The 26347-nt window shown below is 37.2% G+C and carries 28 protein-coding genes; 10 read left to right on the top strand and 18 right to left on the bottom strand.

Annotation, left to right across the window (positions count from 1 at the left end):
- Positions 1 to 17: 17 nt before the first annotated feature.
- A complete protein-coding gene (locus tag MKL35_RS08300; protein WP_031953420.1) occupies positions 18 to 881 on the top strand; it encodes an EamA family transporter in 864 nt (287 codons plus the stop codon).
- Positions 882 to 888: 7 nt separating this feature from the next.
- Here the strand turns inward: MKL35_RS08300 and MKL35_RS08295 are convergent, their stop codons facing one another.
- From MKL35_RS08295 to truB, 3 genes are all read right to left on the bottom strand, one after another.
- Positions 889 to 1332: a hemerythrin domain-containing protein gene (locus MKL35_RS08295; protein ID WP_002051715.1), complete on the bottom strand. Its 444-nt coding sequence runs from the start codon at positions 1330 to 1332 to the stop codon at positions 889 to 891.
- A 211-nt stretch (positions 1333 to 1543) separates the two neighbouring features.
- Complete coding sequence (locus tag MKL35_RS08290) at positions 1544 to 2320, bottom strand: sulfite exporter TauE/SafE family protein (protein ID WP_081282748.1); 777 nt, start codon at positions 2318 to 2320, stop codon at positions 1544 to 1546.
- 19 nt (positions 2321 to 2339) lie between these two features.
- Positions 2340 to 3245, bottom strand: a complete 906-nt coding sequence (gene truB, locus MKL35_RS08285; RefSeq protein WP_032011726.1) for a tRNA pseudouridine(55) synthase TruB — start codon at positions 3243 to 3245, stop codon at positions 2340 to 2342.
- A 153-nt stretch (positions 3246 to 3398) separates the two neighbouring features.
- Between truB and MKL35_RS08280 the strand changes: the two genes are divergently transcribed.
- A complete protein-coding gene (locus tag MKL35_RS08280) occupies positions 3399 to 4433 on the top strand; it encodes a lipase secretion chaperone (protein WP_002051740.1) in 1035 nt (344 codons plus the stop codon).
- A 114-nt stretch (positions 4434 to 4547) separates the two neighbouring features.
- A complete protein-coding gene (locus MKL35_RS08275) occupies positions 4548 to 5489 on the top strand; it encodes a lipase family alpha/beta hydrolase (RefSeq protein WP_080593661.1) in 942 nt (313 codons plus the stop codon).
- Between the two features lie 52 nt (positions 5490 to 5541).
- Here the strand turns inward: MKL35_RS08275 and rplS are convergent, their stop codons facing one another.
- From rplS to ispH, 12 genes are all read right to left on the bottom strand, one after another.
- Positions 5542 to 5910 carry a 50S ribosomal protein L19 gene (gene rplS, locus MKL35_RS08270; protein ID WP_002051668.1) on the bottom strand — a complete coding sequence of 123 codons (369 nt, stop codon included), beginning with the start codon at positions 5908 to 5910 and terminating at the stop codon, positions 5542 to 5544.
- 215 nt (positions 5911 to 6125) lie between these two features.
- On the bottom strand, positions 6126 to 6881 hold the full coding sequence (gene trmD, locus MKL35_RS08265; protein WP_002051760.1) for a tRNA (guanosine(37)-N1)-methyltransferase TrmD: 756 nt from the start codon (positions 6879 to 6881) through the stop codon (positions 6126 to 6128).
- 46 nt (positions 6882 to 6927) lie between these two features.
- On the bottom strand, positions 6928 to 7476 hold the full coding sequence (rimM, locus tag MKL35_RS08260) for a ribosome maturation factor RimM (RefSeq protein WP_004711694.1): 549 nt from the start codon (positions 7474 to 7476) through the stop codon (positions 6928 to 6930).
- A gap of 19 nt (positions 7477 to 7495) precedes the next feature.
- Positions 7496 to 7747 carry a 30S ribosomal protein S16 gene (gene rpsP / locus MKL35_RS08255; RefSeq protein WP_000260334.1) on the bottom strand — a complete coding sequence of 84 codons (252 nt, stop codon included), beginning with the start codon at positions 7745 to 7747 and terminating at the stop codon, positions 7496 to 7498.
- Between the two features lie 146 nt (positions 7748 to 7893).
- Complete coding sequence (locus MKL35_RS08250) at positions 7894 to 8319, bottom strand: type IV pilin protein (RefSeq protein ID WP_017392607.1); 426 nt, start codon at positions 8317 to 8319, stop codon at positions 7894 to 7896.
- On the bottom strand, positions 8316 to 8798 hold the full coding sequence (locus MKL35_RS08245; RefSeq protein ID WP_004884685.1) for a type IV pilin protein: 483 nt from the start codon (positions 8796 to 8798) through the stop codon (positions 8316 to 8318). The genes MKL35_RS08250 and MKL35_RS08245 overlap by 4 nt, the downstream gene beginning before the upstream one ends.
- A 12-nt stretch (positions 8799 to 8810) precedes the next feature.
- Positions 8811 to 12995, bottom strand: coding sequence for a PilC/PilY family type IV pilus protein (locus MKL35_RS08240; protein WP_065286473.1), 4185 nt, complete (start codon positions 12993 to 12995; stop codon positions 8811 to 8813).
- Positions 12995 to 13810: a PilX N-terminal domain-containing pilus assembly protein gene (locus MKL35_RS08235; protein WP_004711686.1), complete on the bottom strand. Its 816-nt coding sequence runs from the start codon at positions 13808 to 13810 to the stop codon at positions 12995 to 12997. Before MKL35_RS08235 ends, MKL35_RS08240 begins: the two co-directional genes overlap by 1 nt.
- Positions 13807 to 14805: a PilW family protein gene (locus MKL35_RS08230; protein WP_032011724.1), complete on the bottom strand. Its 999-nt coding sequence runs from the start codon at positions 14803 to 14805 to the stop codon at positions 13807 to 13809. Before MKL35_RS08230 ends, MKL35_RS08235 begins: the two co-directional genes overlap by 4 nt.
- Positions 14805 to 15365 carry a type IV pilus modification protein PilV gene (gene pilV / locus MKL35_RS08225; protein ID WP_079377028.1) on the bottom strand — a complete coding sequence of 187 codons (561 nt, stop codon included), beginning with the start codon at positions 15363 to 15365 and terminating at the stop codon, positions 14805 to 14807. The genes MKL35_RS08230 and pilV overlap by 1 nt, the downstream gene beginning before the upstream one ends.
- On the bottom strand, positions 15359 to 15832 hold the full coding sequence (locus MKL35_RS08220; protein ID WP_016803890.1) for a pilus assembly FimT family protein: 474 nt from the start codon (positions 15830 to 15832) through the stop codon (positions 15359 to 15361). Before MKL35_RS08220 ends, pilV begins: the two co-directional genes overlap by 7 nt.
- A 168-nt stretch (positions 15833 to 16000) precedes the next feature.
- Positions 16001 to 16951 carry a 4-hydroxy-3-methylbut-2-enyl diphosphate reductase gene (gene ispH / locus MKL35_RS08215; RefSeq protein WP_002051768.1) on the bottom strand — a complete coding sequence of 317 codons (951 nt, stop codon included), beginning with the start codon at positions 16949 to 16951 and terminating at the stop codon, positions 16001 to 16003.
- Between the two features lie 122 nt (positions 16952 to 17073).
- On the opposite strand from ispH, the gene gmk reads away from it, so the two are divergent.
- The 7 genes from gmk to bfr all read left to right on the top strand — a co-directional run bounded on the left by gmk (position 17074) and on the right by bfr (position 21997).
- On the top strand, positions 17074 to 17703 hold the full coding sequence (gene gmk / locus MKL35_RS08210; protein ID WP_016803891.1) for a guanylate kinase: 630 nt from the start codon (positions 17074 to 17076) through the stop codon (positions 17701 to 17703).
- A 72-nt stretch (positions 17704 to 17775) separates the two neighbouring features.
- Positions 17776 to 18054 carry a DNA-directed RNA polymerase subunit omega gene (rpoZ, locus tag MKL35_RS08205; protein WP_000135049.1) on the top strand — a complete coding sequence of 93 codons (279 nt, stop codon included), beginning with the start codon at positions 17776 to 17778 and terminating at the stop codon, positions 18052 to 18054.
- Positions 18055 to 18092: 38 nt separating this feature from the next.
- Positions 18093 to 18224 (top strand): hypothetical protein, encoded by a 132-nt coding sequence (locus MKL35_RS08200; protein WP_102990545.1) that lies wholly within the window; start codon positions 18093 to 18095, stop codon positions 18222 to 18224.
- A 39-nt stretch (positions 18225 to 18263) separates the two neighbouring features.
- Complete coding sequence (locus MKL35_RS08195) at positions 18264 to 20369, top strand: RelA/SpoT family protein (RefSeq protein ID WP_004711681.1); 2106 nt, start codon at positions 18264 to 18266, stop codon at positions 20367 to 20369.
- A gap of 121 nt (positions 20370 to 20490) precedes the next feature.
- Entirely contained in the window at positions 20491 to 20874 is a 384-nt protein-coding gene (locus tag MKL35_RS08190) for a RidA family protein (protein ID WP_002051728.1), read from the top strand.
- Between the two features lie 219 nt (positions 20875 to 21093).
- Entirely contained in the window at positions 21094 to 21288 is a 195-nt protein-coding gene (locus MKL35_RS08185) for a bacterioferritin-associated ferredoxin (RefSeq protein WP_000289091.1), read from the top strand.
- Between the two features lie 244 nt (positions 21289 to 21532).
- The gene (bfr, locus tag MKL35_RS08180) at positions 21533 to 21997 is read left to right on the top strand and encodes a heteropolymeric bacterioferritin subunit Bfr (protein ID WP_000678123.1); all 465 of its coding nucleotides are present in this window, start codon (positions 21533 to 21535) and stop codon (positions 21995 to 21997) included.
- A gap of 40 nt (positions 21998 to 22037) precedes the next feature.
- On the opposite strand, the gene MKL35_RS08175 is transcribed toward bfr, so the two are convergent.
- The 3 genes from MKL35_RS08175 to MKL35_RS08165 all read right to left on the bottom strand — a co-directional run bounded on the left by MKL35_RS08175 (position 22038) and on the right by MKL35_RS08165 (position 26030).
- Positions 22038 to 23666 carry a PglL family O-oligosaccharyltransferase gene (locus MKL35_RS08175; protein WP_032011723.1) on the bottom strand — a complete coding sequence of 543 codons (1629 nt, stop codon included), beginning with the start codon at positions 23664 to 23666 and terminating at the stop codon, positions 22038 to 22040.
- Positions 23667 to 23830: 164 nt separating this feature from the next.
- Positions 23831 to 25465: an O-antigen ligase family protein gene (locus tag MKL35_RS08170; RefSeq protein WP_032011722.1), complete on the bottom strand. Its 1635-nt coding sequence runs from the start codon at positions 25463 to 25465 to the stop codon at positions 23831 to 23833.
- 121 nt (positions 25466 to 25586) lie between these two features.
- Entirely contained in the window at positions 25587 to 26030 is a 444-nt protein-coding gene (locus MKL35_RS08165) for a pilin (RefSeq protein WP_032011721.1), read from the bottom strand.
- Between the last annotated feature and the right edge of the window lie 317 nt (positions 26031 to 26347).

Raw genomic sequence — 26347 nt, 5'->3', positions numbered from 1 at the left:
AGCGTTAAGGTAAGTCCATGCAAAATCTTTCAATTATTGCTGTGCTATACATGATTTTGTCGATGGTCTCATATCAAATCAGCGCCTCATTTGCCAAGCAACTTATTGCAGCCTTGGACCCTCTTACCGTTACTATCTTAAGGTTATGTTTTGCCACAGTTATTGTTGCGGTCATGTTTCGCTCTTGGAAAATCTGGTCGCGCTTACCCTACTTAAAATGGCGTGATTTATTGATGTACTGTGCATCTTTAGGGTTAATGAATATTTTATTTTATACGTCGCTTGGAAAATTACCCCAAGGGATTGCTGTTGGATTAGAGTTTATTGGTCCATTAGGTCTTGCGCTTCTTTCGATTAAACAAAAGAGCGACTACATTTGGGTAGCGCTTGCCATGTTAGGTATTGCACTTATGGTACCTTGGCAAAACCCAGTTCAGCACCATTTCTCATATATAGGTGCAGCATGTGCTCTAGGTGCTGGGCTTTGCTGGGCGTTCTATATTTATTTCGGCCATAGAGTTGTGACTCAGAATATAGGAATGCATGCATTAACAATTGGAATCGGCGTATCTGCACTTGCATTACTACCAATTGGTATTTGGCATAATGCGCCTGCATTACTTGAGACACAGTACTGGGGTAAAGCATTACTTATCGCTATTTTAGCAACTGCAATTCCCTATGCACTCGACTTAATGGCACTCAAACAACTCAATAAATTAACTTATGGCACTCTAACGAGTTTAGCGCCAGCATTGGCAGCATTAACGGGTTTCCTATTACTTCACGAAGAAATCAGCATGCTGCAATGGGTGGCTTTGGCTTGCGTAATGCTGGCCTCGATTGGAGTTACTTTAAGAAGTACTAAAAAAGCTGCATAGGTTTAATCTACTGTTGCTTTTTATACTTTTTATATTCCTTTAAATATTTATTGCCGAGCGTTTCTTTTTCGCTGTCTTTAAGAATTTTTCCAGCTTGTTGAAAAAATTTATGCTCTTCTTCTTTTAAATGATGATGAACTTTTTCACTTAACTGTCTGGCAGTGGCCAACCAGCTTGGGCTACTCATATCCGTTTTTTCAAGCTGTTCAACCAACTCATCCATTTCATGATGTTCAGATAAGGCATGTCGAGTAATATCCAAACCCACATCGTCAAACATTAAAGGGATATATAAATAACGGTCCTCGGCAACTGAATGAGCATAGAGTTCATTTTTTAATGCATCAAATAATTGTTTTCGTTCTTCAGTTAAACCATGAGTCTGGATTAATTGTTCAGAAAGGTTACGTTGATTTTCATGGCTTTCTCTTAATGCTTCGAAAATATTCATTCTCTTCCTCATTTTTTAGCTAAAAAATCTTTTTTATTTCAAGGTTTATGATACGTTGAAATTTATATTGTTTACGTAGCTTAAAATGAGACTATTTTTTACACAGTTCTCTTTCTAGTAAATTTCTGTAATGATTTTTATATTTCGAATTTTAAATGATACATAAAAGTATGAACCGAACTCAAAGACAGCTCATACTTTCAATACTATTTTAGCCCGTGACAAAAATTTGATACCCTAAACGGCAAATCAAGATACTGACTAAAATTAAAAAGATAATACGGACAAAACCACTACCGTATTTAAGCGCGGTACGCACCCCAACAATAGAACCAACAACGTTTGCAGCTGCCATCATTAAACCGATATGTAAAATAGCGTGACCAGTTGGAATCAGAAAACTCAACGCAGCAAGGTTCGTCATGAAGTTACCGATTTTTGACAATGCTGAAGCATGTAAAAAATCGACTTGTAAAAAGCGGATAAAGAAAAAGATAAAGAAACTACCCGTACCCGGCCCAAAAATACCGTCGTAAAAGCCAATCGCCAAACTACCAATACCTGCTAAAACTAGCATTTTCGTAGTAATTTTTTGCTCAGTATGAACTTGACCAAAATTCTTTTTTACTAAGGTATAGATGGCAATTACGATCAGCATTACAAACACAAAAGGGCGTAATACAGATTGTGGAATAAGTGATAAGCACGCTGCGCCAGCAAATGAGCTAATGAGAGCACAAATGGCAATGACTGCCAAAAGCTTCCATTGCAACTTCACTCTTTTTGCAAACGTATAAGCCGCCGATGCAGTACCAAAAATCGATGAAACTTTATTTGTACCAATAACCGTTGCAGTCTGCATGGACGGGAAAGTACTCATGATACCGGGAATCTGGATGAGTCCACCGCCACCAACGGCAGCATCAATTGCTCCCGCAGTAAACGCAAAAAAGATCAAACTAAGGATAACATCCCATTCCATGCCCATGCTCTATACTCTACATCTACTACAAATTTAAGATACGCTTAGGTACCAACCGTTTTTTATCAGTAATCTCAGCCAAACCTAAACAGCGTTCTCCCGAAAAAACCAAAACTTCTGCTTCCGCAAAATGATCAATATTGCTTTCTAAACCATTGCAAAAATATTTTTCCCTTCCTTCAGGAACCTGAATTTTTAAGAAATGGTCAATTGGCGCATACACTGGTAGTAACAAAGTTTCTCTTTGCTCTTCCGTTAAGCTTTCTAAATATTCAATGGTATAACTTGGGATTAACTCAAAATGCCCCGTTTGAATACGGTGAAGCATTGTCAAATGACCACCACAGCCAAGTGCCTCACCAATATCCTCACCTAGCACACGAATATATGTTCCTTTAGAACAGGTTACATCTAGAGTGATACTATTTTCGGTAAATTCAATAAGCTCTAAAGCATAAATCGTAACTGGGCGCGCTTCACGTTCAATCTCGATTCCTTTTCTGGCAAGCTCATATAAAGGCTTACCCTCTTTTTTTAACGCCGAATACATCGGTGGAACTTGTTGAATATCTCCCCTAAACTTTTCTAAAGTTTGCTCAATAAGCTCTTTGCTAAGAACAGGAATAGGACGTTCTTGTAAAATATCGCCTTCAACATCGCCTGTTGTTGTAGTTTGGCCTAATCGAACAGTCGTCTGATAACGCTTTGTCGAGTCCAGCAAATAATGTGAAAACTTAGTGGCCTCTCCTAGACAAATAGGAAGTAAACCAGTCGCTAATGGATCTAATGCGCCAGTATGGCCTGCCTTTTGAGCACGGTACAGCCAACGCACTTTTTGCAAAGCGGCGTTTGAACTGAGCCCTAATGGTTTATTTAATAGAAATACACCACTGATATGGCGACGAGAAATTTTTTGATTTTTTGTCGTCATTTTTACTGGAACACAAAGCTAGAAAAAAGTGCCGACATGTTAGCAAATTCGGCAAGATATTTTCAGAATATTTAGATGCGTTTTCACTTATTTTATGGCACATTAATGATCGAGTAAAAAAACAACAAATTAAAACTTAAGGAAGATATCTTTATGCAAAGGATGCAGAAAAAGATATTGTGGTGTGTGCTCGGATTTTTTATTTTGAGCCTCATCGCATGTGTATATTGGCTAAGCCCCGACTCGAAAAGTAGTTCACCTCGGTTCAATCAGGATGAGACTAAAACTTTAACATCTACTCATCAAACACCTTTAAATTCAATAACAAGTGATAATGCTTACTTAAGTAAAAGTCAGCAAGATACTCAAGTTAATTGCCAGTTAAAAATTGATAGTTCTCAACATTTAGTTGTAAATAACCAAACCCGTGACTGTTTTGAATATTTTATTACACAGTATGGAGAATCTAATTTACAACAAGTCAAAACGCATTTTGAGAAATTCATACAAGATCAGTATTTAGAACCAGCCCGCTCACAGATTATTGACTTGTGGACTCGTTATTTAAAATACCGTGAGCAGCTTGCACAAATTCAACCACCTCAATCTAAACAACAAGATCAAAATTATTTTCAGAAGATCTTTAGTTCAATTCAAGATATTAGAAAGCGTTTCTTCTCTGCATCTGAAATTGAAGGCCTCTTTTCAACAGAAGATATCTATCAGAACTACACATTAGATCGCATGAAAATTTTGGAAGATTCATCTTTAAGTGAAATTGAAAAAGCTAAAAAGCTGAAAGAACGCTTTGAACAGCTACCAGCAGACTGGCAACAAAATCTGCAAGAACTATCAAAACTTGATGATTTGCATACACTGACCAAACAAATTAAAGCTCGCAATGGTTCAGCAGAGGAACTGCGTCAAATGCGTACAGCACTTGTAGGAGCTGAGGCAACACAAAGATTAGAAACTTTAGATACGCAGCGTAATGCTTGGCAACAGCGAGTTACAGGCTTCTTAAAACAGCGTGATGAAGTTCTCAATAGCAATATGAGTGATAGTGCTAAAAATCAAGCAATTCAACAACTACGCCAACAACAATTTAGCTCATCACAGGAACAACTTCGTCTTCAAACTTTTGAAAAAGTCCATGACCAAGGAGGTGAACTACCATTTAACTATTAGGCTTTTCTATTTCAAAGTGAGCCAAACCTTATCCAGCAGTAACAGCTGCTGCTCATACAAAATAAAAATAGTGAGTAAAAAATGAAAAGGAACTTAATATTTTTCTGTGCTGCAATACTCTCAGGACTGAGTATTTCAGCAACCCATGCCACAAATGCAGAGCAAGTAAAAAGCTCATTTGTCTATTCGAATTATGCTCAAACCAAATATCCATTGGTTTTTAATCATGGTATGGCCGGTTTTAGCCGAGTTGGGACAGATACGCTTGGTCTTGATTATTGGTATCAGATTCTTCCTGACCTTGCGCGTAACGGAGGAAATGTCTGGGCAACAAGAGTTTCACCGTTTAACTCAACCGAAGTTCGCGGAGAACAACTTGCCCAACAAGTAGAAGAAATTATTGCTATTACGGGAAAACCTAAAGTCAACTTAATCGGACATAGTCACGGGGGACCAACAGTTCGCTATGTCGCTGGTATCATGCCAGAGAAAGTTGCTTCACTTACTACTATCGGAGCACCTCACAAAGGATCTCCAATGGCAGATGTCATCCTGAACGTTGAGGGTACTCCTCTGTCTGGACTGGCAACATTAGTAAACTGGTTTTCAGCAGCGATTACTTGGGCAGAAGGGCTAGATCCAACTAGTTATCCGCATGACTCTTTAGCTGGCGCTCATAGCCTCTCAACTCAAGGCTCGGCACAGTTTAATGCACAATTTCCGATGGGTGTTCCTACCACGTCTTGTGGTGAAGGTGCTTATCAAGAGAAAGGAATCTATATGTATTCATTCTCTGGCAATAAAGCACTCACAAATCCATTAGATCCTTTTGATATTGCATTAACAGGAAGTAGTTTGGTTGTTGACCCACTAGGAGATAACGATGGACTAGTTTCTAGATGTAGTGCCAAGTTTGGTAGGACTATTCGTGATGACTATAACTGGAACCATTTAGATGAAGTCAACCAAGTGCTTGGTATACGTTCTATTTTTGCAGCAGACCCAGTCTCGGTTTATCGTCAACATGCTAATCGTTTAAAACTACAAGGATTATGAGTTTCAAATAAAAAAATGCGCCAAAAGGCGCATTTTTTTACTCGTTATAAGCTTACGCTTTACGAGCTGGTAATTTTTCACGAATACGTGCAGCTTTACCAGACAAGTCACGGAGGTAGTAAAGTTTAGCACGACGAACGTCACCACGACGTTTCACTTCGATTTTAGCAACAACTGGTGAGTGAGTTTGGAATACACGCTCAACACCAACACCGCTAGAAATTTTACGTACTGTGAACGCAGAGTTCAAACCACGGTTTTTCTTAGCGATAACAACACCTTCAAATGCCTGAAGACGTTCACGGTCACCTTCTTTTACTTTAACTTGAACAACTACTGTATCACCAGGAGCAAATTCAGGAAGGTCAGTTTTTAACTGTGCATTTTCAACAGCTTGAACTAAAGGATGTTTACCACTCATTGTGGGAATCTCCAATATGTGCGGAGTCAGAAGAGGTCTGAGTTTCCGCTGGGGATAGAGGCTAAAAACGCATATCAACCCGTTTAACTTTCCCTTTACGACAATCGTAAAGAGCCTTAATTACACATAAATCTATAAATTTAAATAGACTTATGGTTTAACTCGAAGCATTGCTTCTCGTCTTGTGTTAGAACTTTCGTTCTTGAGAATAGCAATTAAGAATTACCGCTATTCCCTTGTATATCTTTCAGCCATTTTTTTTGCTGTTTAGTCAACTCTACTTTTTCTACCAACTCTGGTCGGCGTTCTAAAGTCCGTTGATATCGCTGCAAAAAACGCCACTTTTCAATGTTGGCATGATGTCCTGATTTTAAAATTTCAGGGACATCTAAACCTTCAAAATGGTCTGGCTTAGTATATTGCGGACAATCTAAAAGACCATCTACAAAAGAATCCTGTATCGCTGATTGCTCATCTGACATTACATTCGGCAAACGGCGAATAATACTATCAAGCAACACCATGGCAGGTAGTTCACCGCCAGATAAAACATAATCTCCAATTGACCATTCCTGATCAACATAATGCTGGATCAAACGTTCATCGACGCCTTCATAACGTCCACACAATACAATCAAGCCGTCATAATCAACAAACTGCTGTACTGCCTGTTCATTTAAAGTTTTACCTTGTGGAGACATATACACCACAGGTACATGAACACATCCTGCTTGCGAAGCAAGTTGTTTGGCATGGTTAATTGCTTTTGCGAGAGGCTCGGCCATCATTACCATACCAGGACCACCGCCAAATGGACGTTCATCCACTCTCCGGTAACTCCCTTCAGCAAAATCACGTGGATTAATACAAGTGACTTGTACAATGTCACGCTTTGCTGCGCGTCCGCTAATCCCGTACGCTGTAATCGCTTCAAACATTTCAGGAAAAAGCGTAATGACTGCAAAAAACACCGCAGACTCCTCTATTTTCCTGCTGCGTTAATCCCCTAAAAAAGGATTAGTAATCTACGCCCCAATTGACGTAAATGCGACCAGCTTCAAGATCAACGCGTTGTACCACGTCTTTATGCCAAGGAATCATGCGTTCTTCTGAATCAATGCTGTCTGGTGTAGCACGTACAACCATCACATCATTAGCTCCAGTTTCAAACAACTCATGAATTTGCCCTAGGTTTACTTCCTGCTCTTCATCATCCAGTCCTAACACCGTTAAGCCTTTCAAATCTGACCAGTAGTACTCATCTACATCTGCTTTTGGCAATTGAGATTTAGCAATCCAGATATTAGCGCCAACCAAGCTCTCTGCTCCAGTGCGATCACTCACACCTTTTAAAGAGACAACTAAGCCTTTGCCATGTGGTTTCCAACGTTTTACATCAACTGTTTGCCAACCAGCCTTGGTCTCAATGTACCAAGGCAAGTAGTCAAACATATTGCTCATGGGTTCCGTATTGGAATACACCCAGAGCCACCCATTTAATCCATAAGCTGAACGTAACTGTCCAATCTGAATACGATCTTCGGGAACATTCTGTGTTGGTGTCATGGGCTACCTACTACAATAATTATGCAGTAGCTTTTTTAGCTTGAGCAGCCAAAGAAGCAACACGTTCAGAAGGTTGAGCACCTTGAGAAACCCAGTGAGCAAAACGGTCTGCGTCTAAACGAAGTTTTTCTGCTTGACCTTGTGCAGTTGGGTTAAAGAAACCGATACGCTCGATGAAACGACCATCACGTGCATTGCGGCTATCAGTCACAACGATTTGATAGAATGGACGTTTTTTTGCGCCGCCACGTGCTAAACGAATAACAACCATGATAAAAGCCTTATAATTCTTACGGATTATCCTTGCGCCGACCATCGGCAACACTTCAAACCCCTTTCATAGAGGGCGACATTCTACGTGATTTTCACCCTGAAAGAAAGATTAAATTTTGAGTTATCCGCAGTTTTGAATTTAAATTACTCTGTCCAACTTGATGAAGCCGATAGTGCACAATCTGTAGCACCTTTTGCCCAAAATTTTTGCCCTTGATCATTTAAGCAAATAATTCCATCACCCGCTTGTGAAGTATTAGCGATTGGTGTTGCCGTAAGCACCCATGTCGAATCGTTTAAAGTAGTAAAAGCTAAAGTATATAAAGCTTTGCCCTGAAGAGGACTCACATTAGAGCCATAAATTGATTGTATAGTTGCATTTGAGGGATAACGGTTATTCACCATCTTTTGAGACTCTAAAGTTTGTGCAATATTCATCATTTCAGATTGAACGGCTGTACGATTCCCTTTACGAACATATTGTAAATACGATGGAGTAGCTATCGCTACCAAAATTGCAATAATTGCTACCACAACCATAATTTCTATCAGTGTAAAACCATTCTTCACTGCCAACTCTCACTATTTGCTTCACATGTGTTACATGTAGTTGTTCCACCACAATCATTATCAACAGCAGTAGCTGTTAAGCTCTGGCAACGTAAACCTGAGTTTTTAGCAATAAAATTAAGATTTCTGGAATCTGTAGTAGTCGCTCTAATCACCCATGTCTGCCCATTCGCAGCAGAACTCGTTAATAAATTACCAGCAGTCGTATCATCAGTGATCTGAATCGTATACCCCCCACGAGTTAACGTTACAGAGGTTGTGGTAAATCCCCTATAGGTAAAATTTCTAGACTTATGCTGCTCCAATCGCTCAGCTAATTTTAAAATCTCACTCTTAGCGGCAGATGCGGTAGCTCTACGGGCATAACTTTGATAAGAAGGAACAGCAATAGCAACAAGAATAGCTAAAGTAAGTAGAGTGACCATAAGTTCAATCAGAGTAAAACCCCGATTGAACTTCAAATTATAGTATTTACTCATAAACCATCCCTTTTAGCGATACCGCTCATACCAGCGTGCAGGGATCAAATAGCTTGTGCATTGCCACTGCCCTGTTCCTTGCTCATTACCAGATAGCTTTAATTTTCCACAACTGTTTTGCGGAGATGGATTATCTTCACTAGGCACAAAAGTAATATTGCGAACCCCTGAACCAATTACATTTAGGTTCTTTGTTCCATCTGTTCCAAAACCACTATTATCTTCCTTATTATGATTAATCGATCCATCAGTATTCAGACACACTCCAAATGGTAGACAATAAGTTTGTCGATCTGTTTCACCTACTACACGTGGTAAACAAGGGTCTGACGCAACAATACCCGTTCCTTGAGGATCATAGACAGGAACGATTAAATTACCTGTAATTGCTATTGGTTCTTCAAAGGCTTTCATTCCCCCTTTAATACGGAAGCTATTATCAGCTTTTTCAGTACCATTGCTCGTACTAGAAAGTGATCGGTACCAACCTGCTTGACCTATACCCGTACTTGGAAAGAAAACTTGCCCTACGCTCGTTTCGCCTGCTCTTAATATTTGTGGGTTTTTCCGCAGATTTGAGCGAATAAGATCCTTAGTTTCAAGCTGACTATCACTTAACGACATTAAATTCTTTTTGATAAAGTCTCTATCAATAATTCCATAAACATTATTTACAGGTCGACCACTAAGCGCCGTACTAGGAGACATACCTTCCCGGCCAATAATTGGATAAACATCTAGTGGTGTACTTCGATCACCAGAAGCGATACCAACCGTAATAAATGAGCGAACACCATAATCATGAATTGTTACGGTAGGCGGCTCATAAAAACGAGGGGCATTTCCACCTGTGTAATCATTTCCACTATCATTTGTTGTATCGTTTGTTGCCAGATTTGCCAATCTCACAACTCTTATACCGAAACTACTATAAGTCGAGTTAGTTTGAGTCTGATTATTATTAAGATCTACACGAAAGACTTGTCCACCTAAATCGCCAAAATACAAATGATCTACTAAGCCATCACCATCTCGGTCCAAAGTACTAATACGGCTAACAATACTATGCTTCATATTAGCGTTATCATTATTGGAACCTGTATCACTGGCCCACCATAAACGCTCTCCGGTTTTAGCATCGATAATATAGACAGCATTTCCTTTTGCCTTACCATTGCTAAAGCATGAGTCACTCAACGTGATATTTGGTTTCTCATAGCATTGATCATAACCACCACCAACAATCATGACACGTCTAATCGCACCGTTATAACGAATATTTGCAAGTACAGGCTTAGACCAACTTTGCCCCATACGGCTATAGTCAGATTGATCTGCACCTATTCTAAACATTAATTGTGGGGAACTTGGATTTAATACATTTAATCCATAATAGCTACTGCCCCCCATACGCATTCCACCATAAATATTCATTTGTTTAGCAGTAACTTTTGATACTGCTGAACTACCTGAACCTGTAGTAGTAATGTTATATGCTGGATCCGATACCCATGCTCCATCCATACCTTGAGCAGGGGCTGTTGAATCACTTTGCCCTACCACTAAAGCTTTAGACGCTACCGTATCATTTAATATATCGGCTGGGATAAATACCATTTGCTCAACCCCAGAAGAGGCATCTACGATATGCAATCCTCCTTCCATACTTCCGTAAAGAATAGATTGCTCACGTGCACTGGTTAAATTTCCATTTTGATCTAAAGTACCACTATAAGTCAGCTGTACCGGAAAAGAGTGGATACTCCCGCCCATCGATAAATAAGGGGCATTTGATGTGGTTAATGTGCTTGGTAGAGCTGTCGCCGTAATATCTGTCGGATAACCCAAGTAATTTAATAATTTTAATTTCAAGCTCACAGGAAATGCCTTCAAAACATCTTGTCCCGTAGAGCTATTAAATTTTCCTAGCACATAACTTGCAGTATTAGCCGCTGTATCAAAAGGATTTGTATTTACAGCAGGTGCAGCAGGAATTTTCAGTAAGTTAGTATTTGTAGTTGATATTTTAGTTAAACTACCATCTGTAGCCACGGTAGAAACATCAGTAAAAAGATTTCGGATTTTATTTTTTGCTGCATAATAATATTTAGTAATATTACCTTGAGAATTTACCTCTTCTGGCTGACCTAAAGTTGGTAATGGTACATTGCTATAGGCTCCTCCTAAGAAAACTTTTCCGCCATCATTATAGCTAGAGCTATTCCAATAATCTTTTGTACCACTACGGAATGCTCCATTTGCATCATAGACCAGTCCACCAGAGTTCGCTTCAAATGCACCAGCATTTGAACCAGATAAAACCACATGATATTTTTTTAAGTTACCTCGCCAAGTCAGATAAGCATTTGCCGGATCTGGCTCAAAAGCCCGTAAATAACCATATTCCTGTAGATTTTTAGGATTCAATGCATCATAAGGTACAGAAATCGCACCAGTAGTAAGAGGCTCTAAAGGCACCTTCCCTAAGTTATTAATAAATGCAATTACGCTATCGGTTACTCCCTGCGCACTTTGGGTAGGAAAAAATCCACCATTACCATAACCTGGGGCAGATACAGCATTTGTTCCCTGATTCGGAGAACATGCATCATCTCCACTTCTATCTATTTGAGTACGAGAACTCATTTTACAAGCGTTCTTCGCATCTGTAGTGCTCAAGGCATTTAATGCTGAACCAAAACCAACAAAAGCAGTTTGTATAGATACATTAGCTGGGTTTGTAGCATTATTAGCATCACTTTGAATTACCCCGCCATTAAATAAGGCCTTAGCGAAGTTACTCATATAATCCCAGTTTGTACCACCGCTCAGTCCACCACTATTACTAAACGAGCTAAGGTTCAATGCAGAGGCTAAAACAGAAGAGTTTACGTTATTCGTTGGTTCACCATCAGACAAAATATAAACCCCTTGTCCATCACAACTTTGACGCTGACTAACGGGAGGTAATGGTGATTTATATGTAGTGTAGTTGGTATCTGGATCTTTTGAACTTTGAACGGAGCTATTAAATCCACTATAACTGTTTGTACCTAAAATTGTTTTAGTTTGATAGACACATGTACCAGCCACTGTATTAACTGTACATTGCGTATCATAGGTATCTGTTGTTGGATTAGTTAAAGAAGCCGCACTCCAAGTAGTACATCCATTAGAGTTATATGCTGTACAGCTTTGATAATTAGGTGTTGAACTGGTTACTTTAGTTTCACTATAAGTAGTTTTATAGTAATAGGTCGTTGTAGGATAAAACCATCCAGTCGTTTTATAATAATAAGTGGTGTAAGTCGTTATATTTCCATTTGTTGAGCTTGTAGTATTACTACTATAGTTAGATAAATTAGACTGGCTTGGAATTGTGGTCGGCGTATATGTACACTTTGTATTATCTGTTGAACCACTAGCTGAAGTATTACCACAGGCATAGTAAACGGTTTGTGACGTCTGAGTTAAAACTGGATAATATTTAAAATACATTGCCACATTTGCTGTAGTCGAGCTTAATGTTCGTGTTCCCATTAAGTAAGCTGCTGCCTCAGCATAAGCATTAGCAGTAGGCGTTCCTCCACTTGCTTCTAATCCAGCTACAGCATTTTTTAATGCAACTCTTTGTGCAGATCCTACAACGCCCAAATTTGCTGCTGGAACCAAAATTTCTCCGCTACTGCCATCACCAGTAGTACCACTACTGTATGTAGAGAAATGCCCCAATCCAACACTTACATTATTAAATATCGGGTTATTATTTTCTAAAAAAGAAAACATACCATCTTTTAGGCGCGTTAACCGGTCATAACAACGATAACTATTATCTGCCTGTTTCTCACATCCGGTTGCTAAATTAGTTACTTTGCTATTAGTGGTATTTGAGGAAACCCCGCAATAATACCGACGATAACTAGGAGTAGTTGTTGAGTTTACATAAGTAGTTGAACAACTTGTAATACCGTAATCATCATAAATACTATAACCGGACTGGATCGTACGCCCCATTGATCCAGAAGTATCTAGCATCATAACAATTGTTTTTTTACCTGCTGTAGGTGAGGCATAAATTTGTAAATCACTTGCCTGCACTACAGAACTTGACATAAGCCATGTAAATGTCATCGAAGTTGAATAGATGGCATACCATAATTTATTTGGTTTGAAATGTAGTTTCATGATATTCCCCATTATGAACCTGGCGCCATAGTTTCAGTAAGTTTATTGGTATAGTTAAATTCTTGAATCTGAGTACTAAAAGGTACGTTATGATTTGCCAAACAATCAGCTAACGTTTGTTTATTACTTAATGAGCTATCAAAGTTATCGCTGATCTTGGCACTATTTGTACTCAAACAATCTGCTTGCAAAGTTTGCATTGAGGTAGAAGCATAAGCAGGTAAAAAAGAAGTTGAAATCACTCGAATGCGTTGTGTAGAAAGCATACTCTTTGGTAAAGCAGTACCTTCAGACGCATTTGTTCCGCGTGGTAAATTTGAACCTGGAACATCATTAACGGCATCTGTTGGAATGCTTACAGCAATTTGTGTAACGACAGCTTGACGATTACTTCCATAATCAGTGGTCAGGTCACAAAAGCCAGCCACTCCTCCATCCTCTACCACGGCATTGTTAGCAGTTCCTGCTCGCAGTAGACTCGCATCTCGGGTTTGGGCAAAACTTACAGTGGTCGAAACTGGCTTATAGCAAAAATTATATTCCGATCCAGGATGACTCTCATTTTCTTTAAGTGCTGCTCCTAACACATTACTAATATTTGTAAGCGTCGTTGGATCCATCTGGGTGATGAGCTGTATAGGAGTATCAGAAGATTGAAAATTTAATTGGCCAATTTGGCTATTTGTTGCAACTTTCAAAGAAACAATAGCCACCCTAATGGCTAAAACCCCCACAGCAATAACAATTAACAAAATAATAAGCACAACAATAAGCGTCGCACCTTTTTGATGATGTTGGACTATATATTTGCTTCTCAAATGGGTCATAGTTTTTCCCCCATTGCATTACGTAAAGCAATTGTTGTGCTATAAACGCGTCGCAAGAATCGTGTACTTGTATCTGAGGCATGTACTGTTTGATCTAACATTACAAAAGTTTGATTAGGATCGACTGCTTTGTTTTGAGCATTATTGGTAGAACGCGCTAATACAGAAATTTGTATGGATAAGATACGTGGAGCTAATTGTGTAGGGGTCGCATCTCTTGCAGCTTGTGCAGCCACTCGATATTGAGGAATAGTGTAATAAGCAAAATTACCAGCTGCATTTTTCGCGCCTAATAGAACATGAAAATGATCAATACGTGGCAATATAATTTGACCCGCATCTCCAAACCCATCAACTGATGTTGGTTGAGCTGTAGGTGTGGTAGAAGGTGTATTTGCATCACATGCTAGGGCATAATCTTGTTGTGAACTCCCATTATTATCGAGACGTAAAAAATAGCGCTCTACAACAAGATCACCCGCCAAAACATTTACACCTTCACAATTTGTCATATTAGAAGGAGCAATAAATTGAATAGTAAGCTGATCACTCTGTATAGTTGCATTTGAACTGTTCTGTATATTTGAAAGGCCTTTCCACTGGTTATTTAAGGTACTTACTGTATCGCCTGCACCACGGCTTAATAAAGCATCTGCGATATAGGCGTTAGTCCCCGTATTAGGCACAAAATTTACATTGTTATTATTGGTAGCAGTAGAACCCGTTAACACTATCCCTCCCCAAGGAGTAGTATCATTTAACTGAGGATTTATAATATTTCCATAATTGACAAGTCGTATGTCACGTACAATATAATCCAGACCAAAAATACCACTATCTTGTATTTCAGCATTCGCTTTTTGTAGACGACTTGATAAAATTCCACCTATAAACAATTGAGTAGCAGCTGCAACAAGAATTAAACCTAAAGCCAAAGCAACCATAAGTTCAATTAAGGTAAATCCTTGCTGCTTTTCTAAAAATGATCGATTCATCAATATGTCTCCATCATTAAACACTTAGAATTAGAGACATAAATTCCACTACTAGTGATGCAATTTGATACATCTACAGTTGATGTACTCCCACTTGTACTCGTTACTGGTAAAGTTTTTCCCCAAAAAGCGAATAAACATTGCCTTTGTAAAGTCATAGTTGAAGTAACGCCTGGACAATTTGTCATTGTAATTTTGATACCCAGCTGATCTGCATTTTTTGCTGTTTGATATGCGTCAAATTGAGCAAGCTGTGAAGGCGTACACGGCGTATTAAAGCAGGAAGTCGGAGCCACTGTAGTTGATGAAAAATTACTATAACTACGCACAAATGCTGGATATTGACCAGCTTGAACACTATTTGTGCGAATATTTTCAGCTAACCCCCTCATGACTATCATCGCCTGAGATTTAGTTAATGCTTCTGAAGATGCATCCATTGCCCTAATCTGAAGTGCTACATAACCAAGCACTCCTATTGCAAGTAGAATTAAAGCGACTAAAACTTCTATTAAACCAACACCTGCTTGAGCTTTCAGATTGTTTAAATGCATTAGCATGTCTCCTCAGCTTTAAAAACCAAAGCTCCAAGTTTTGTAAGTATAAAATTTTTCTTTTTATTTATTCTTGAATTACAAATAGATATAAGTGCATCCTGAGTAATATTACTCACAACTCCGTTTGCGTTAAATGTTAAAGTAGTGATAGCTAAAGAACTTTGGGTATTATCAGCAGCTATATTTTTTAGCGTTAGGGTGTTGTTAGAAGTAGGTTGCCAATTTAATAAAGTGGCCGTATTAGAAGCCGCTGAATTCAAATTAACTGAAACATTCTGACGACCAAGCACAGCCTGACTTTTCGCCTCAGATAGAGTGCTAATTAAATCTCTTTGATTAGTATCTAAACGTTTACTTTCTAATAAATTTGACATAGACGGCGCAGCCATCATTGCAATAATAGCCATGACTGCAATTGTTACGATGAGTTCCACTAAGGTGAACCCTTCTTGCGGAGTAATTCCCCTCATCCCCATAACCCCAAATAAATTTAAAACTTTTTATTTCTATATAAATTTTACGTTCTACTTTTACAAAACGAATACAAACCAGATAAAGGGTATAAAAAAACAGATAACCGTCATTTGACAATCATCTGTTTAAATTTTTTAAAATCAGTATGTTAAACAAGTCACATTTTATGCTTGAGTCACATGAATACGTAACTCTTTAGGAAGACTAAAAGTAATATTTTCTTCACGCCCTTCTAACTCTTTAGGTGCTTGGGCTCCCCAATCCTGTAAACGTTGAATCACTTGTTTAATTAAAATTTCTGGAGCAGAAGCGCCTGCTGTAACGCCAATTTTACAAGTATCATTGAACCATGATTGTTCAAGCTGATCGGCGTTATCTACTAGATAAGCCGCTTTGCCCATACGTTCAGCAAGCTCTCGTAAACGATTCGAATTTGATGAATTAGGTGATCCAACAACTAATACGACATCGCATTTTTCAGCTAAATCACGTACGGCATCTTGTCTATTTTGAGTTGCATAACAAATATCATCTTTGCGTGGCCCTTGAATTTTAGGGAACTTCGCACGCAAAGCATCAATGACTTTTGCAGTATCATCAATAGATAAAGTCGTTTGTGTAACAAAAGCTAATTTTTCTGGATGTCTGACTTCAAGCGCTGCTACATCGGCTTCATCTTCGACCAAATAAATGTCACCGCCTTTTAATTTGTCATATTGCCCCATTGTTCCTTCCACTTCTGGGTGCCCTTCATGACCAATTAAAATCGCTTCTGTACCTTCACGGGCATATTTAGTCACTTCAATATGCACTTTCGTAACAAGCGGACAAGTCGCATCAAAAACTTTGAGACCTCGACGCTCTGCTTCTTGCTGGACCGCTTTTGAAACTCCGTGCGCACTGAAAATTACAATAGAATCATCTGGCACTTGATCCAGCTCATCAACGAAAACAGCCCCTCTTTGACGTAAGTCATCTACCACAAATTTATTGTGTACAACTTCATGACGCACATAAATAGGTGGATTAAAACATTCCAAAGCCCGATTGACGATTGCTATGGCTCGATCAACACCGGCACAAAAACCACGCGGATTAGCTAACACAATTTCCATAACAGCCTCAAAATTAATAAAACAGGGGAAGTTCTCGTAAATATTTGCAGTTAAAACTATTCAGTTTAAACGCACGGTACACTACAATAGCGAAGATATTTTATCATATCAGGAAAAATATCATGTCGGGTCTATTGTTTGTCGTTTCTGCTGCATCAGGAACGGGCAAAACATCTTTGGTGAAAGCCCTACTTGACCGTGTAAGCAATTTACATGTTTCAGTTTCGCATACTACCCGAGGTCAACGACCAGGTGAGTTAGATGGTGTTCACTATCATTTCACAACAAAAGATGTCTTTTTAGACCAAGTAAATCAAGGTGGATTTATTGAATACGCTGAAGTATTTGGTAACTACTACGGCACTTCTCAAGCAACTGTTAAACAACAATTAGCTCAAGGGCATGATGTCTTGCTTGAAATTGACTGGCAAGGTGCTGAACAAGTACGTAAACTCTTTCCTGAATCTAAACAGATCTTTATTTTACCACCTACTCAATTCGATTTACGTCAACGGTTATCTAACCGTGGCACAGACTCGGTGGAAGTTATCGAACATCGCTTAAGCTGTGCTGTGGAAGACATGCAACACTATGTAAATTTTGATTACATTATTATTAATGATGACTTTAATAAAGCCCTACATGAGCTTGAAGCTGTCATTACAGCAAATCGTTTAGTCTTATCTCAACAGGCAAAAAGACATCAAAATCTAATTCAAGACTTGATTACTCCACAACCAAAACAGGAATAACTTGAGTCTGGAACGAAAGCCTTTTATACTATTTAGTCTGTTCAAATTTACCATTCCAAAACGAGAACTTTTATGGCACGCGTCACCGTTGAAGATTGTTTAGATCATGTAGACAACCGTTTTGAGCTTGTGCTCGTTGCAAGTAAACGTGCTCGTCAATTGGCACGTCAAGGCATGGAGCCAACTGTAGAATGGGATAACGACAAACCAACAGTTGTTGCTTTACGCGAAATCGCTGTAGGTCACGTAACGAAAGAAATTCTTAAACAACGTGAGCAAGATTATCAAACTTCTAGTCTTGATCTTGCCCTTTCTACAAACAGTTTAAATTTAGAAGGTTTTTCTTTCTAATTACTCCTGTTTCTATAAAAAACCATCGTTTCTTTGCGATGGTTTTTTATTTGGCTTCTTTATATTTAAAAACATATTGGCAAAAGCAATTATTTTCATTGAAAAAAAAATACACTTTTTCAAACGAAAAAATTGACAAGTTCCGCAATATGCTTTTCATTAAGAAGTAGATAGATTTAGTTTTTTAAGTAACAGAAAAAGGGTGGTCTATGCCAGGCGAAGAGGTCAGCCAAGCCAAGCAACAGCTCAAATTAATTATCGAACCTTACTTATCAGTAAGTGAAGTCGAGAAAGTGCTTGCTGCCTGTGATTTTGGAGATCTGGCACACACTGGTATTACCCGTAAAAGTGGTGAACCCTATATTCTGCATCCTATTGCTGTCAGCTGTATTTTAGCTAATATGCGTTTAGATCCGGAAACTTTAATGGCAGCGCTCTTACATGACGTCATTGAAGATACTCAATATACCAAAGATGATATTATTGAGCGCTTTGGGCAAACAGTTGCAGAACTCGTTGATGGCGTAACTAAGCTAAGCCAGTCAAGCGATAAAGAATATAATAAAGCCGCATCTTTCAGAAAAATTCTGCAAGCAACCTTACAAGATCCACGCGTTATTATTATTAAACTAGCTGATCGCTATCATAATATGACCACATTGGGTGCTCTGCGTCCCGATAAACGTGCTCGTATCGCGCAAGAAACTTTTGATATTTTTGTACCTATGGCAAGATTAGTCGGCATGAATGAAATGGCCGATAATCTTGAAAATTTATGTTATCAAAATCTTGATTTAGATATGTTTGATAACGTTCAAAATGCTTTACTTCAAACCAAACCCGAACGATGTAAATATCAAAGTATTTGGGAACAAAATCTTGCAGAGCTTCTGCACAATTATCACATTCAAGGTCGTATTAAAAAGAAAAATAATAATATTGAGTTATTACGCCATTTCGTTAAAAACGAAATGGATTTACAAGAGCTGACTCATAGTCATGCTTTTGAAATCGTTTTACAGTCTATTGCTGACTGCGACCGCTTAGTGGCAGCATTAAAAGAAAATTTCCAAGTCATCCAATATCAAGATCATATCCGCCGTCCACTACCTGGCGGAAATCAGTCTTTACTGATCAAGCTCAAAGGCGAAAAAACTACGTTATCACTCACCATCCAAACTGAATTGATGCGTAAAGCTGCCCGTTTTGGTGTGGTATTAGGTGAAAATGCTCCACAAACTTGTCGCTCTGCCATTCAGGCATCAATGCAAAATTTAAATACACTCATTGATAGTGAATGCGCTAAGACAACTTTTAACGATTTACTTGATTATCTACATCAAGAAAAAATTTGGGTCTATACCCCACATGGTCAATTACATGAATTACCACAAGGTGCAACAGTAGTTGATTTTGCCTATTCAGCCAGTCTTTTCTTGGGTAACCATGCGGTAGGTGCGAAAGTTGATGGTGAAATTAAGCCACTTTCAACACCCCTAGTCAGTGGACAAGTTATTGAGATTATTACTGATGTTTTAGCAACTCCAAATCCAGATTGGCTTAGCTTTATTAATACTCAAAAAGCTCGTCGTGCTTTACAACACGTGCTCAAAGATCAAGATATTGAAGAACAACGCTTAGTAGGTGCCCAAGCACTTTCACGCGCTTTGAAACTCTTTAATCGTTCAATCAACGACCTTTCAGATGCAGATTGGCTAGACCTCTTACAATGGCGTCATATTGACAATAAAAATGCATTATTTGAGCAAATTGCAGTTGGAGATTTACTTCCTCAACTTGTAGCCAACCACTTGTTTGCAAATGATAAACATCCACAAGTAGAAAATTCGGACCGATTAATTCAAGGTACTGAAGGTATCGATGTTAAATATGCTCACTGCTGTAACCCAATTTTAGGTGATTTAATTCAAGGTCATTTAACACGTCGTGGCCTAATTGTGCATCGTATTCGTTGTCATAATTTACTTCATGAACAACATCTACATCCAGAAAATATTATGCCGCTTCAATGGAAAGCAGATGATGTAGATGATGTACGATTTACAGCCTACCTTGCGATTTATATGGCAATGAATGATGAACAGGTATCAGATCTCATCTATCAATGCCGTAAAAATAATGCGGGGGTGGAAATGGTGCATTCCAATGAGCAACGTACTTTCGTCAATATTGTAGTCAACAATCGTAAACATATTGCGAAAGTCATTCGTGATTTACGAATGCACTATGGATTCCCACGTATTGAGCGTTTGGATGCCCCTGCTCCACAAGCAGAAGTTTCTAAAGTCAGCTAAAAATTGTTCTACTTTACTAAAATCTAACTTTCCATAAGCACCTAATTAATTAAATCGATGATACTTTTGTCAAAACCTATCATCGATTATGATGGAAAAAGATTTAATCAAGGAGAACCAAATGTCCCGCCAAGTCATTCATACTGAAAATGCCCCTGCTGCTATCGGCACATATTCTCAAGCTATTTTAGTAGGTAACACACTCTATCTATCAGGGCAAATTGGTTTAGACCCTTACAGTATGGAACTTGTAGACGGTATTGAAGCTCAAATCCGCCGTGTATTCGATAATCTCAAAGCAGTATGCGAAGCTGCGGGTGGCTCACTTGCAGATATTGCAAAGCTCAACATCTTCCTTACTGATTTATCTAATTTCCAGCTTGTAAACCAAATTATGGGCGAATATTTTGCTCAGCCATACCCAGCTCGTGCAGCACTTGGGGTAGCAAGTCTACCTAAAGGCGCATTAGTAGAAATGGATGGAATTGTAATTATTAATCAATAAGATAAAGATTTAGCTACAGATTAATCCTTAAATATTTAGTTCTAAAATTAGATACCGCTATGCTTAGAAATCTAAACAACCATTAGATTTCCGCTTAGGCGGTATTTTTTTATCCAAAATCCCAATAAAGATAAATGAGATTTTAAATGAATTTCATTGACAAACGATAATAATTATCAATAATATCAATTATCGCATTTATATTTGGGGATTACTCCCATGTACGTTTGCTTGTGTCGTGGCATTACCGATCAGGATATTAAAGACGCTATTGAAAATGGCGCTGAAAGCTATCGTGAAATTCGCGATTTGCTTGACCTCGGTACTTGCTGTGGACGCTGTGCACCAGAAGCACGTGCTATTATTAGTGAAGAATTAGCAGAAATTGCTGCGCGCATTTCTGTAGCTGCATAATAAAAATTAGTATTTAACAGTAAATTATTGACTCCTCCACCGCTTTTTGCGGAACGTTAACTGTTCCTCATTCAAGCGGTTTTTTTTGGAAGGAAATTCAGCTTTACCAATATTGTGTTGTTTTTGATTGCGATTTTCATTTGCTGTTCTATAAATTACTCGCCATATCCGTGAATGTTCACTAAAATGAATTCATAGATTGCCTTAATTGGATTAAGGCAGAAATTGTTTTGGAGTAGCTACAATGAAAGGCAATCGTGATGTAATCAATCAGCTTAACCAAGTGCTGTATCATCATTTAACTGCAATTAACCAATACTTTTTACACTCTCGCATGTTTAATGACTGGGGAATTGAACAACTCGGTTCTGCTGAATATAAAGAATCAATTCGTCAAATGAAGCATGCCGACAAGATTATTGAACGTATCTTATTTTTAGAAGGACTTCCTAATCTTCAACATCTAGGTAAATTGTATATTGGTCAGCATACAGAAGAAGTTCTGCAATGTGATATTCGCAAAGTGAAAGAAAACATTGAAGCTATTCAAAAAGCAGTTGCATTAGCTGAAACAGAACAAGACTATGTAACACGTGATTTGGTACAAGAAATTTTAGAAAAAGAAGAAGAATATTGGGATTGGTTAGATACTCAAATTGATCTTATTGGTAGTGTGGGTATTGAGAATTATATCCAGAGCCAAATGTAATTTCTCATAAAAAAATCCCCTTGAATACAAGGGGATTTTTTTATTTATCTTTTAATAATTGCGGCAGTGTTATTTGCTGTCCATAAAGGTGCTGCAAAATAAATATTTGTCGCTCTGCCTGATCTATTTTTCCATTATAAGCAAGTAACTGAGCATATTTACGTAAATTATAGGGGGTTGCTTTGTTCTTCACAAAATTTCCCCATTGAACTAACTCTGCTTCAGATAAAGTTACATGAGGATTAAGCGCAATCCACTTTAAACGCTGCTCAAATTGAGTTAGAACAAAAATCTGGTCACTTCCCATAAGCTCGGCATTTGGCTGCTTATTTTTAAATAGTAAATTACTATTCATGACATATACATTGTAATCACGCCAAATTGCGATCATAAGTATTAAGCTAACACCCCAAATTAAATGCAGAAGATGTTTACCGAGTACAAAACCTTTCAGTATTGGAGTCTGTGCTTGAATTACACCCAATAAAAAGCCACAAGTCAGTAAGAAATAAGCATAACGCTGCGGAAATTCTAACATGGCATGAATAAGTACTGTACAGACCATCATCACTGCAATAATCGAAATTGTTTCTTTCGCTTGTTGATTTAACCAAAATAACCAACATGTAAAGTAAGCAATAATCACGATACCAATTGGAATACCATTCCAAATAATAAGATCTAGCAACACATTGTGAGCACTAGTCGTCCATTCTGCTGTTGGGAAAAGAGTATAAGCAGACATTTGAGCAACACTAGTTTGATTCCATCCATATCCCAACCAAGGATGTTGCTGTACAGCGAGTAACATTTGCGTCCAGATATTAAAACGCAAATAACCAGAACTTGCCCGTTCAGCCAAGCTACTCGCCTGAGTTATATCTGTATGCGACCATGCCTCAATTAAGCTTGTAAGAAATGGTAAAACTAAGCCCGCCATGAGGAAAAAGCCAGCACACCATAATAAGCCTTGAAAAAGTCCAAAACGCTTCGGTTTGTTAAATTGCTTAATAGCCCAATAGGTTAGTAAAAATGGAAAAACAATCCAAGAAGTGCGTGATTGACTTAGGACAACTGCAAATAAAATAGTTAGTGCTGATGGCAAGAGTAACCAAACTGAAGCCTTGTTCTTTTCATATAAATATAAGCATCCTAATAACCCCATAATGAGAAAGGTTGCCATATTATTGGGTTGGCCAAAGTTACCGTATGGACGATTACCAATCAAATGCAACATATGTGCAAAATGTGTATCAATATTTAACCATTGGCAAACCGCAATAAAGCTAGTTGCAACTGAAACAATGACGGTAAGCAGGCTAAATCCTGTAAAAATTTGGTCCCGCTGCTGATAATCTAATGACAGGTTATAGCCAGCCACAACCATAAACCAAAAGCCTAATAAGTAAAGTGAACTTAACAAAGCTGTACTAAAATCAAAAACCAGACCAAAAGCCCACTGCACCACTGGAATTAAAATAAATGGCAATAGTAATAATTGCGCCCGCGGAATTTTTATATTTTGATAAAAAAGTGCAGCTACGGCACTTAGACCTGCCGCAAAGGTACTCATTTCACTAGAAAACATCACCCAAGGGTTATAGTGAAATGGAGATAGCCATGCAAAACCTAACAGGATTGCTGCGAGGAATAAAAAGAATACTTGCATAGTGACAGGTTACAGACCAAAAACTTGAGAAGAATTATACATCGAAGATGAATAAATGGACTAAAAAGCTTTAGCAAGAAAAATTCACCTCTTTTTCTATGCATTTAGTCTTTTCTTAGAATCGCATAATAAGTTTATTGGGAAAGGTGACTAATAAATAGAAATCAATTAGAAACTAAAGAATTATCTTTGCGCAACAAATCTTCATAGCTAACATGTATGTCGTATAAAATACTTAAAATCTTTAACTGACGAATAGATTCTTCTTTACAACCATTAAAAGCCAGCAATTGTGCATACTTATATATATCATATGGTTTTAAATACGTCTGAACCATTTTATTTCCTAACAATACTTCTTCTCGATCGACTTTCATCTTTGGATATAAAGCCAACCACTTAGCACGTTCATCAAAAAAATCGAAGAAGAATAATTTATAAGGTAACTTAACTTTATCTCGCTGATTACCCATGGCATGTAGTTTTCCTGAAAAAAGATTATCATTGATCTTTAAATACTCTTTAAATACCACAACGCCCAAAAAAGAGTTAAATATCAAAAAAAATAATATAAACAAAGAATTTATTTCTAAACATACTTTATATTTATAACCAAGAGCGTATCCTAAAAATAAAGCAAAAGGTATAAAAAAATACGAATAATATAAAGGAAACTCTAATAAACTATGAATTAAAATAGATGAAATAGCTAAAAAGCAAAAAATACTTTCCAAGTCACTGATACTAAAAATAATTTTTATATATAAATATACGAAGTAAGTAACAATTAACAATCCTAGAGGAATACCACACCAAACAAATATATCTAAAATCAAATTATGTGCACTAGTGACCCACTCCTTATTATGAATATAATCTACAACTCTAAACTGAGCAGCTGTAGTTTGATTCCACCCATATCCATGCCAAGGTTCTTCTGTAATTGCATGAATCATTTGATTCCATATTTCTAATCTTTGATATCCAGTAGTTGCTCTATCTAACAATCCAACTGTGTTTATTATATTAAAATTCGAAGATAAAATAAAATTAAAATAAGGAAGGGAAATACCAAAAAAAATGATAAAAATACTTAAAAAACCTATATTTTTCATAGACAATCTAAGATTATATTTCTTAATACCGATACTAAAAAATATCAAAAATAGAAGTAAAATTATCCATGCTGTTCTAGACTGAGTTAATATAAGTGAAGCTGAGAAAACAACTGAAAAAAAAGAAAGTGCAAATTGATTAATTTTGTATTTCTCGAATAAATACCATAAAGAAAGAAGACTAATACATAGAAAAGTAGCTAAATGATTTGGCTGTGCCATATTACCATAGGGACGATTTCCTACCAAACCCATAATAAATAATCTCTTTTCAGATAATCCTATCCACTGTATAATCGCTATTAAACTAGAAAATAAACCAGAAGCTATAAAAAAAACAGCCAAATACATTATGATATTAAAGTTTCTTATTTTAGAGTTAAATCCAACAATCAACATTAATAAAAAATAAAGCAAACTAATAGTTGAAAAGAAAAAATTTGAAAAGAAAAATATTTCCCCAGAAAAATATTGTATTAAAGGTACAAGTAAAATAATTACAAAAGGAATTATATCTACAGATATTTTATTTTTGAAAAAACATAAGCTTAATGTTAGCAACCATCCAGCTATATAGCAAGAAAACTCCGAAAAAAAACCTACCCAAGGTAAAGTATGAATTGGATTTAGTATTGATAATAAAAAAAATACAAAAGAAAAAATATAAATTAATCGAAAAAGCATACTAAAATCCATATTAATTATTTAAAGAAAAAATTTATCTTTAATAAAAATATCTATGGTCAAAATAAAATGGCAGTTATATATAATATAACTGCCATTTTATATATTTGATTAAAGGTTTTTAGCTACGACAGTTCGCAGGAACATACTTGTTATTATCCGCTGGTGTAGCTACAGTACACTTCCAAGTGATTTGATTTGTTGGAACCGTACCAGCTGTTAGTGGTGTGTTACCACCACCATCATAAGGAGTTAAAGTAAGTTCAATATCTTTTACTTTATTACTATAGACTATTTTAATTGACCCATTAGTAGCATTAGGTGTAATTGATGAAACACTATCTGTAGCACTAAAATTAGGTACTCCTAAAACTAAACTAGAAGCCCCATTTCCTGCATTTTCAGCAATTACAGTTTTATAAGAAGATGCTAGATTTAAACCTTCTGTTACTTTTGAGCGGACAATGTAATCCTGATAAGCAGGAATCGCGATCGCTGCCAAAATACCAATAATCGCTACAACGATCATGAGTTCGATTAATGTAAAACCTTTTTGTGCATTCATAGCCTTTTCCCCAAAGATTGTATGTATGTTTTTATATAAGCTTTTTGAGCTATAGAATATAATGCAGCAACCATGCCAACTTTTATTTTTTATTAAAAACAAATACTTATAAATACTTTAAACTTATTGGAAATGCTAAAGCAGTAAATAAGTGACAAAAATTGTCACTATAATTTTTTTAGAACTAAATCACTAATAAAAATTTCTTCACAGTCTACTTCTTTTTTTTACTTTTTAATGTGACAAAAATCTCTTTAAAAATACATAATTAGATGACATTTTTTGTCAGTCAGTTTATTGTCCAAATTTTTTAAAAC

The organism is Acinetobacter sp. AOR41_HL, from assembly GCF_027854645.1.
In the GTDB taxonomy this organism is placed as follows: domain Bacteria; phylum Pseudomonadota; class Gammaproteobacteria; order Pseudomonadales; family Moraxellaceae; genus Acinetobacter; species Acinetobacter nosocomialis.
Note: the sequence above shows the minus strand (reverse complement) of the source record. Positions and strands in the feature narration are given on the sequence as shown.

Bases quoted from the DNA above. Each gene is read 5' to 3' on its own strand.
- MKL35_RS08300 (WP_031953420.1), top strand. From the start codon at position 18: ATGCAAAATCTTTCAATTATTGCTGTGCTATACATGATTTTGTCGATG.
- MKL35_RS08295 (WP_002051715.1), bottom strand. From the start codon at position 1,332: ATGAATATTTTCGAAGCATTAAGAGAAAGCCATGAAAATCAACGTAAC.
- MKL35_RS08290 (WP_081282748.1), bottom strand. From the start codon at position 2,320: ATGGGCATGGAATGGGATGTTATCCTTAGTTTGATCTTTTTTGCGTTT.
- truB (WP_032011726.1), bottom strand. From the start codon at position 3,245: ATGACGACAAAAAATCAAAAAATTTCTCGTCGCCATATCAGTGGTGTA.
- MKL35_RS08280 (WP_002051740.1), top strand. From the start codon at position 3,399: ATGCAAAGGATGCAGAAAAAGATATTGTGGTGTGTGCTCGGATTTTTT.
- rplS (WP_002051668.1), bottom strand. From the start codon at position 5,910: ATGAGTGGTAAACATCCTTTAGTTCAAGCTGTTGAAAATGCACAGTTA.
- rimM (WP_004711694.1), bottom strand. From the start codon at position 7,476: ATGACACCAACACAGAATGTTCCCGAAGATCGTATTCAGATTGGACAG.
- rpsP (WP_000260334.1), bottom strand. From the start codon at position 7,747: ATGGTTGTTATTCGTTTAGCACGTGGCGGCGCAAAAAAACGTCCATTC.
- MKL35_RS08245 (WP_004884685.1), bottom strand. From the start codon at position 8,798: ATGAGTAAATACTATAATTTGAAGTTCAATCGGGGTTTTACTCTGATT.
- MKL35_RS08240 (WP_065286473.1), bottom strand. From the start codon at position 12,995: ATGGGGAATATCATGAAACTACATTTCAAACCAAATAAATTATGGTAT.
- MKL35_RS08235 (WP_004711686.1), bottom strand. From the start codon at position 13,810: ATGACCCATTTGAGAAGCAAATATATAGTCCAACATCATCAAAAAGGT.
- MKL35_RS08230 (WP_032011724.1), bottom strand. From the start codon at position 14,805: ATGAATCGATCATTTTTAGAAAAGCAGCAAGGATTTACCTTAATTGAA.
- pilV (WP_079377028.1), bottom strand. From the start codon at position 15,365: ATGCTAATGCATTTAAACAATCTGAAAGCTCAAGCAGGTGTTGGTTTA.
- MKL35_RS08220 (WP_016803890.1), bottom strand. From the start codon at position 15,832: ATGAGGGGAATTACTCCGCAAGAAGGGTTCACCTTAGTGGAACTCATC.
- ispH (WP_002051768.1), bottom strand. From the start codon at position 16,951: ATGGAAATTGTGTTAGCTAATCCGCGTGGTTTTTGTGCCGGTGTTGAT.
- gmk (WP_016803891.1), top strand. From the start codon at position 17,074: ATGTCGGGTCTATTGTTTGTCGTTTCTGCTGCATCAGGAACGGGCAAA.
- rpoZ (WP_000135049.1), top strand. From the start codon at position 17,776: ATGGCACGCGTCACCGTTGAAGATTGTTTAGATCATGTAGACAACCGT.
- MKL35_RS08200 (WP_102990545.1), top strand. From the start codon at position 18,093: ATGGTTTTTTATTTGGCTTCTTTATATTTAAAAACATATTGGCAAAAG.
- MKL35_RS08195 (WP_004711681.1), top strand. From the start codon at position 18,264: ATGCCAGGCGAAGAGGTCAGCCAAGCCAAGCAACAGCTCAAATTAATT.
- MKL35_RS08190 (WP_002051728.1), top strand. From the start codon at position 20,491: ATGTCCCGCCAAGTCATTCATACTGAAAATGCCCCTGCTGCTATCGGC.
- MKL35_RS08185 (WP_000289091.1), top strand. From the start codon at position 21,094: ATGTACGTTTGCTTGTGTCGTGGCATTACCGATCAGGATATTAAAGAC.
- bfr (WP_000678123.1), top strand. From the start codon at position 21,533: ATGAAAGGCAATCGTGATGTAATCAATCAGCTTAACCAAGTGCTGTAT.
- MKL35_RS08175 (WP_032011723.1), bottom strand. From the start codon at position 23,666: ATGCAAGTATTCTTTTTATTCCTCGCAGCAATCCTGTTAGGTTTTGCA.
- MKL35_RS08170 (WP_032011722.1), bottom strand. From the start codon at position 25,465: ATGCTTTTTCGATTAATTTATATTTTTTCTTTTGTATTTTTTTTATTA.
- MKL35_RS08165 (WP_032011721.1), bottom strand. From the start codon at position 26,030: ATGAATGCACAAAAAGGTTTTACATTAATCGAACTCATGATCGTTGTA.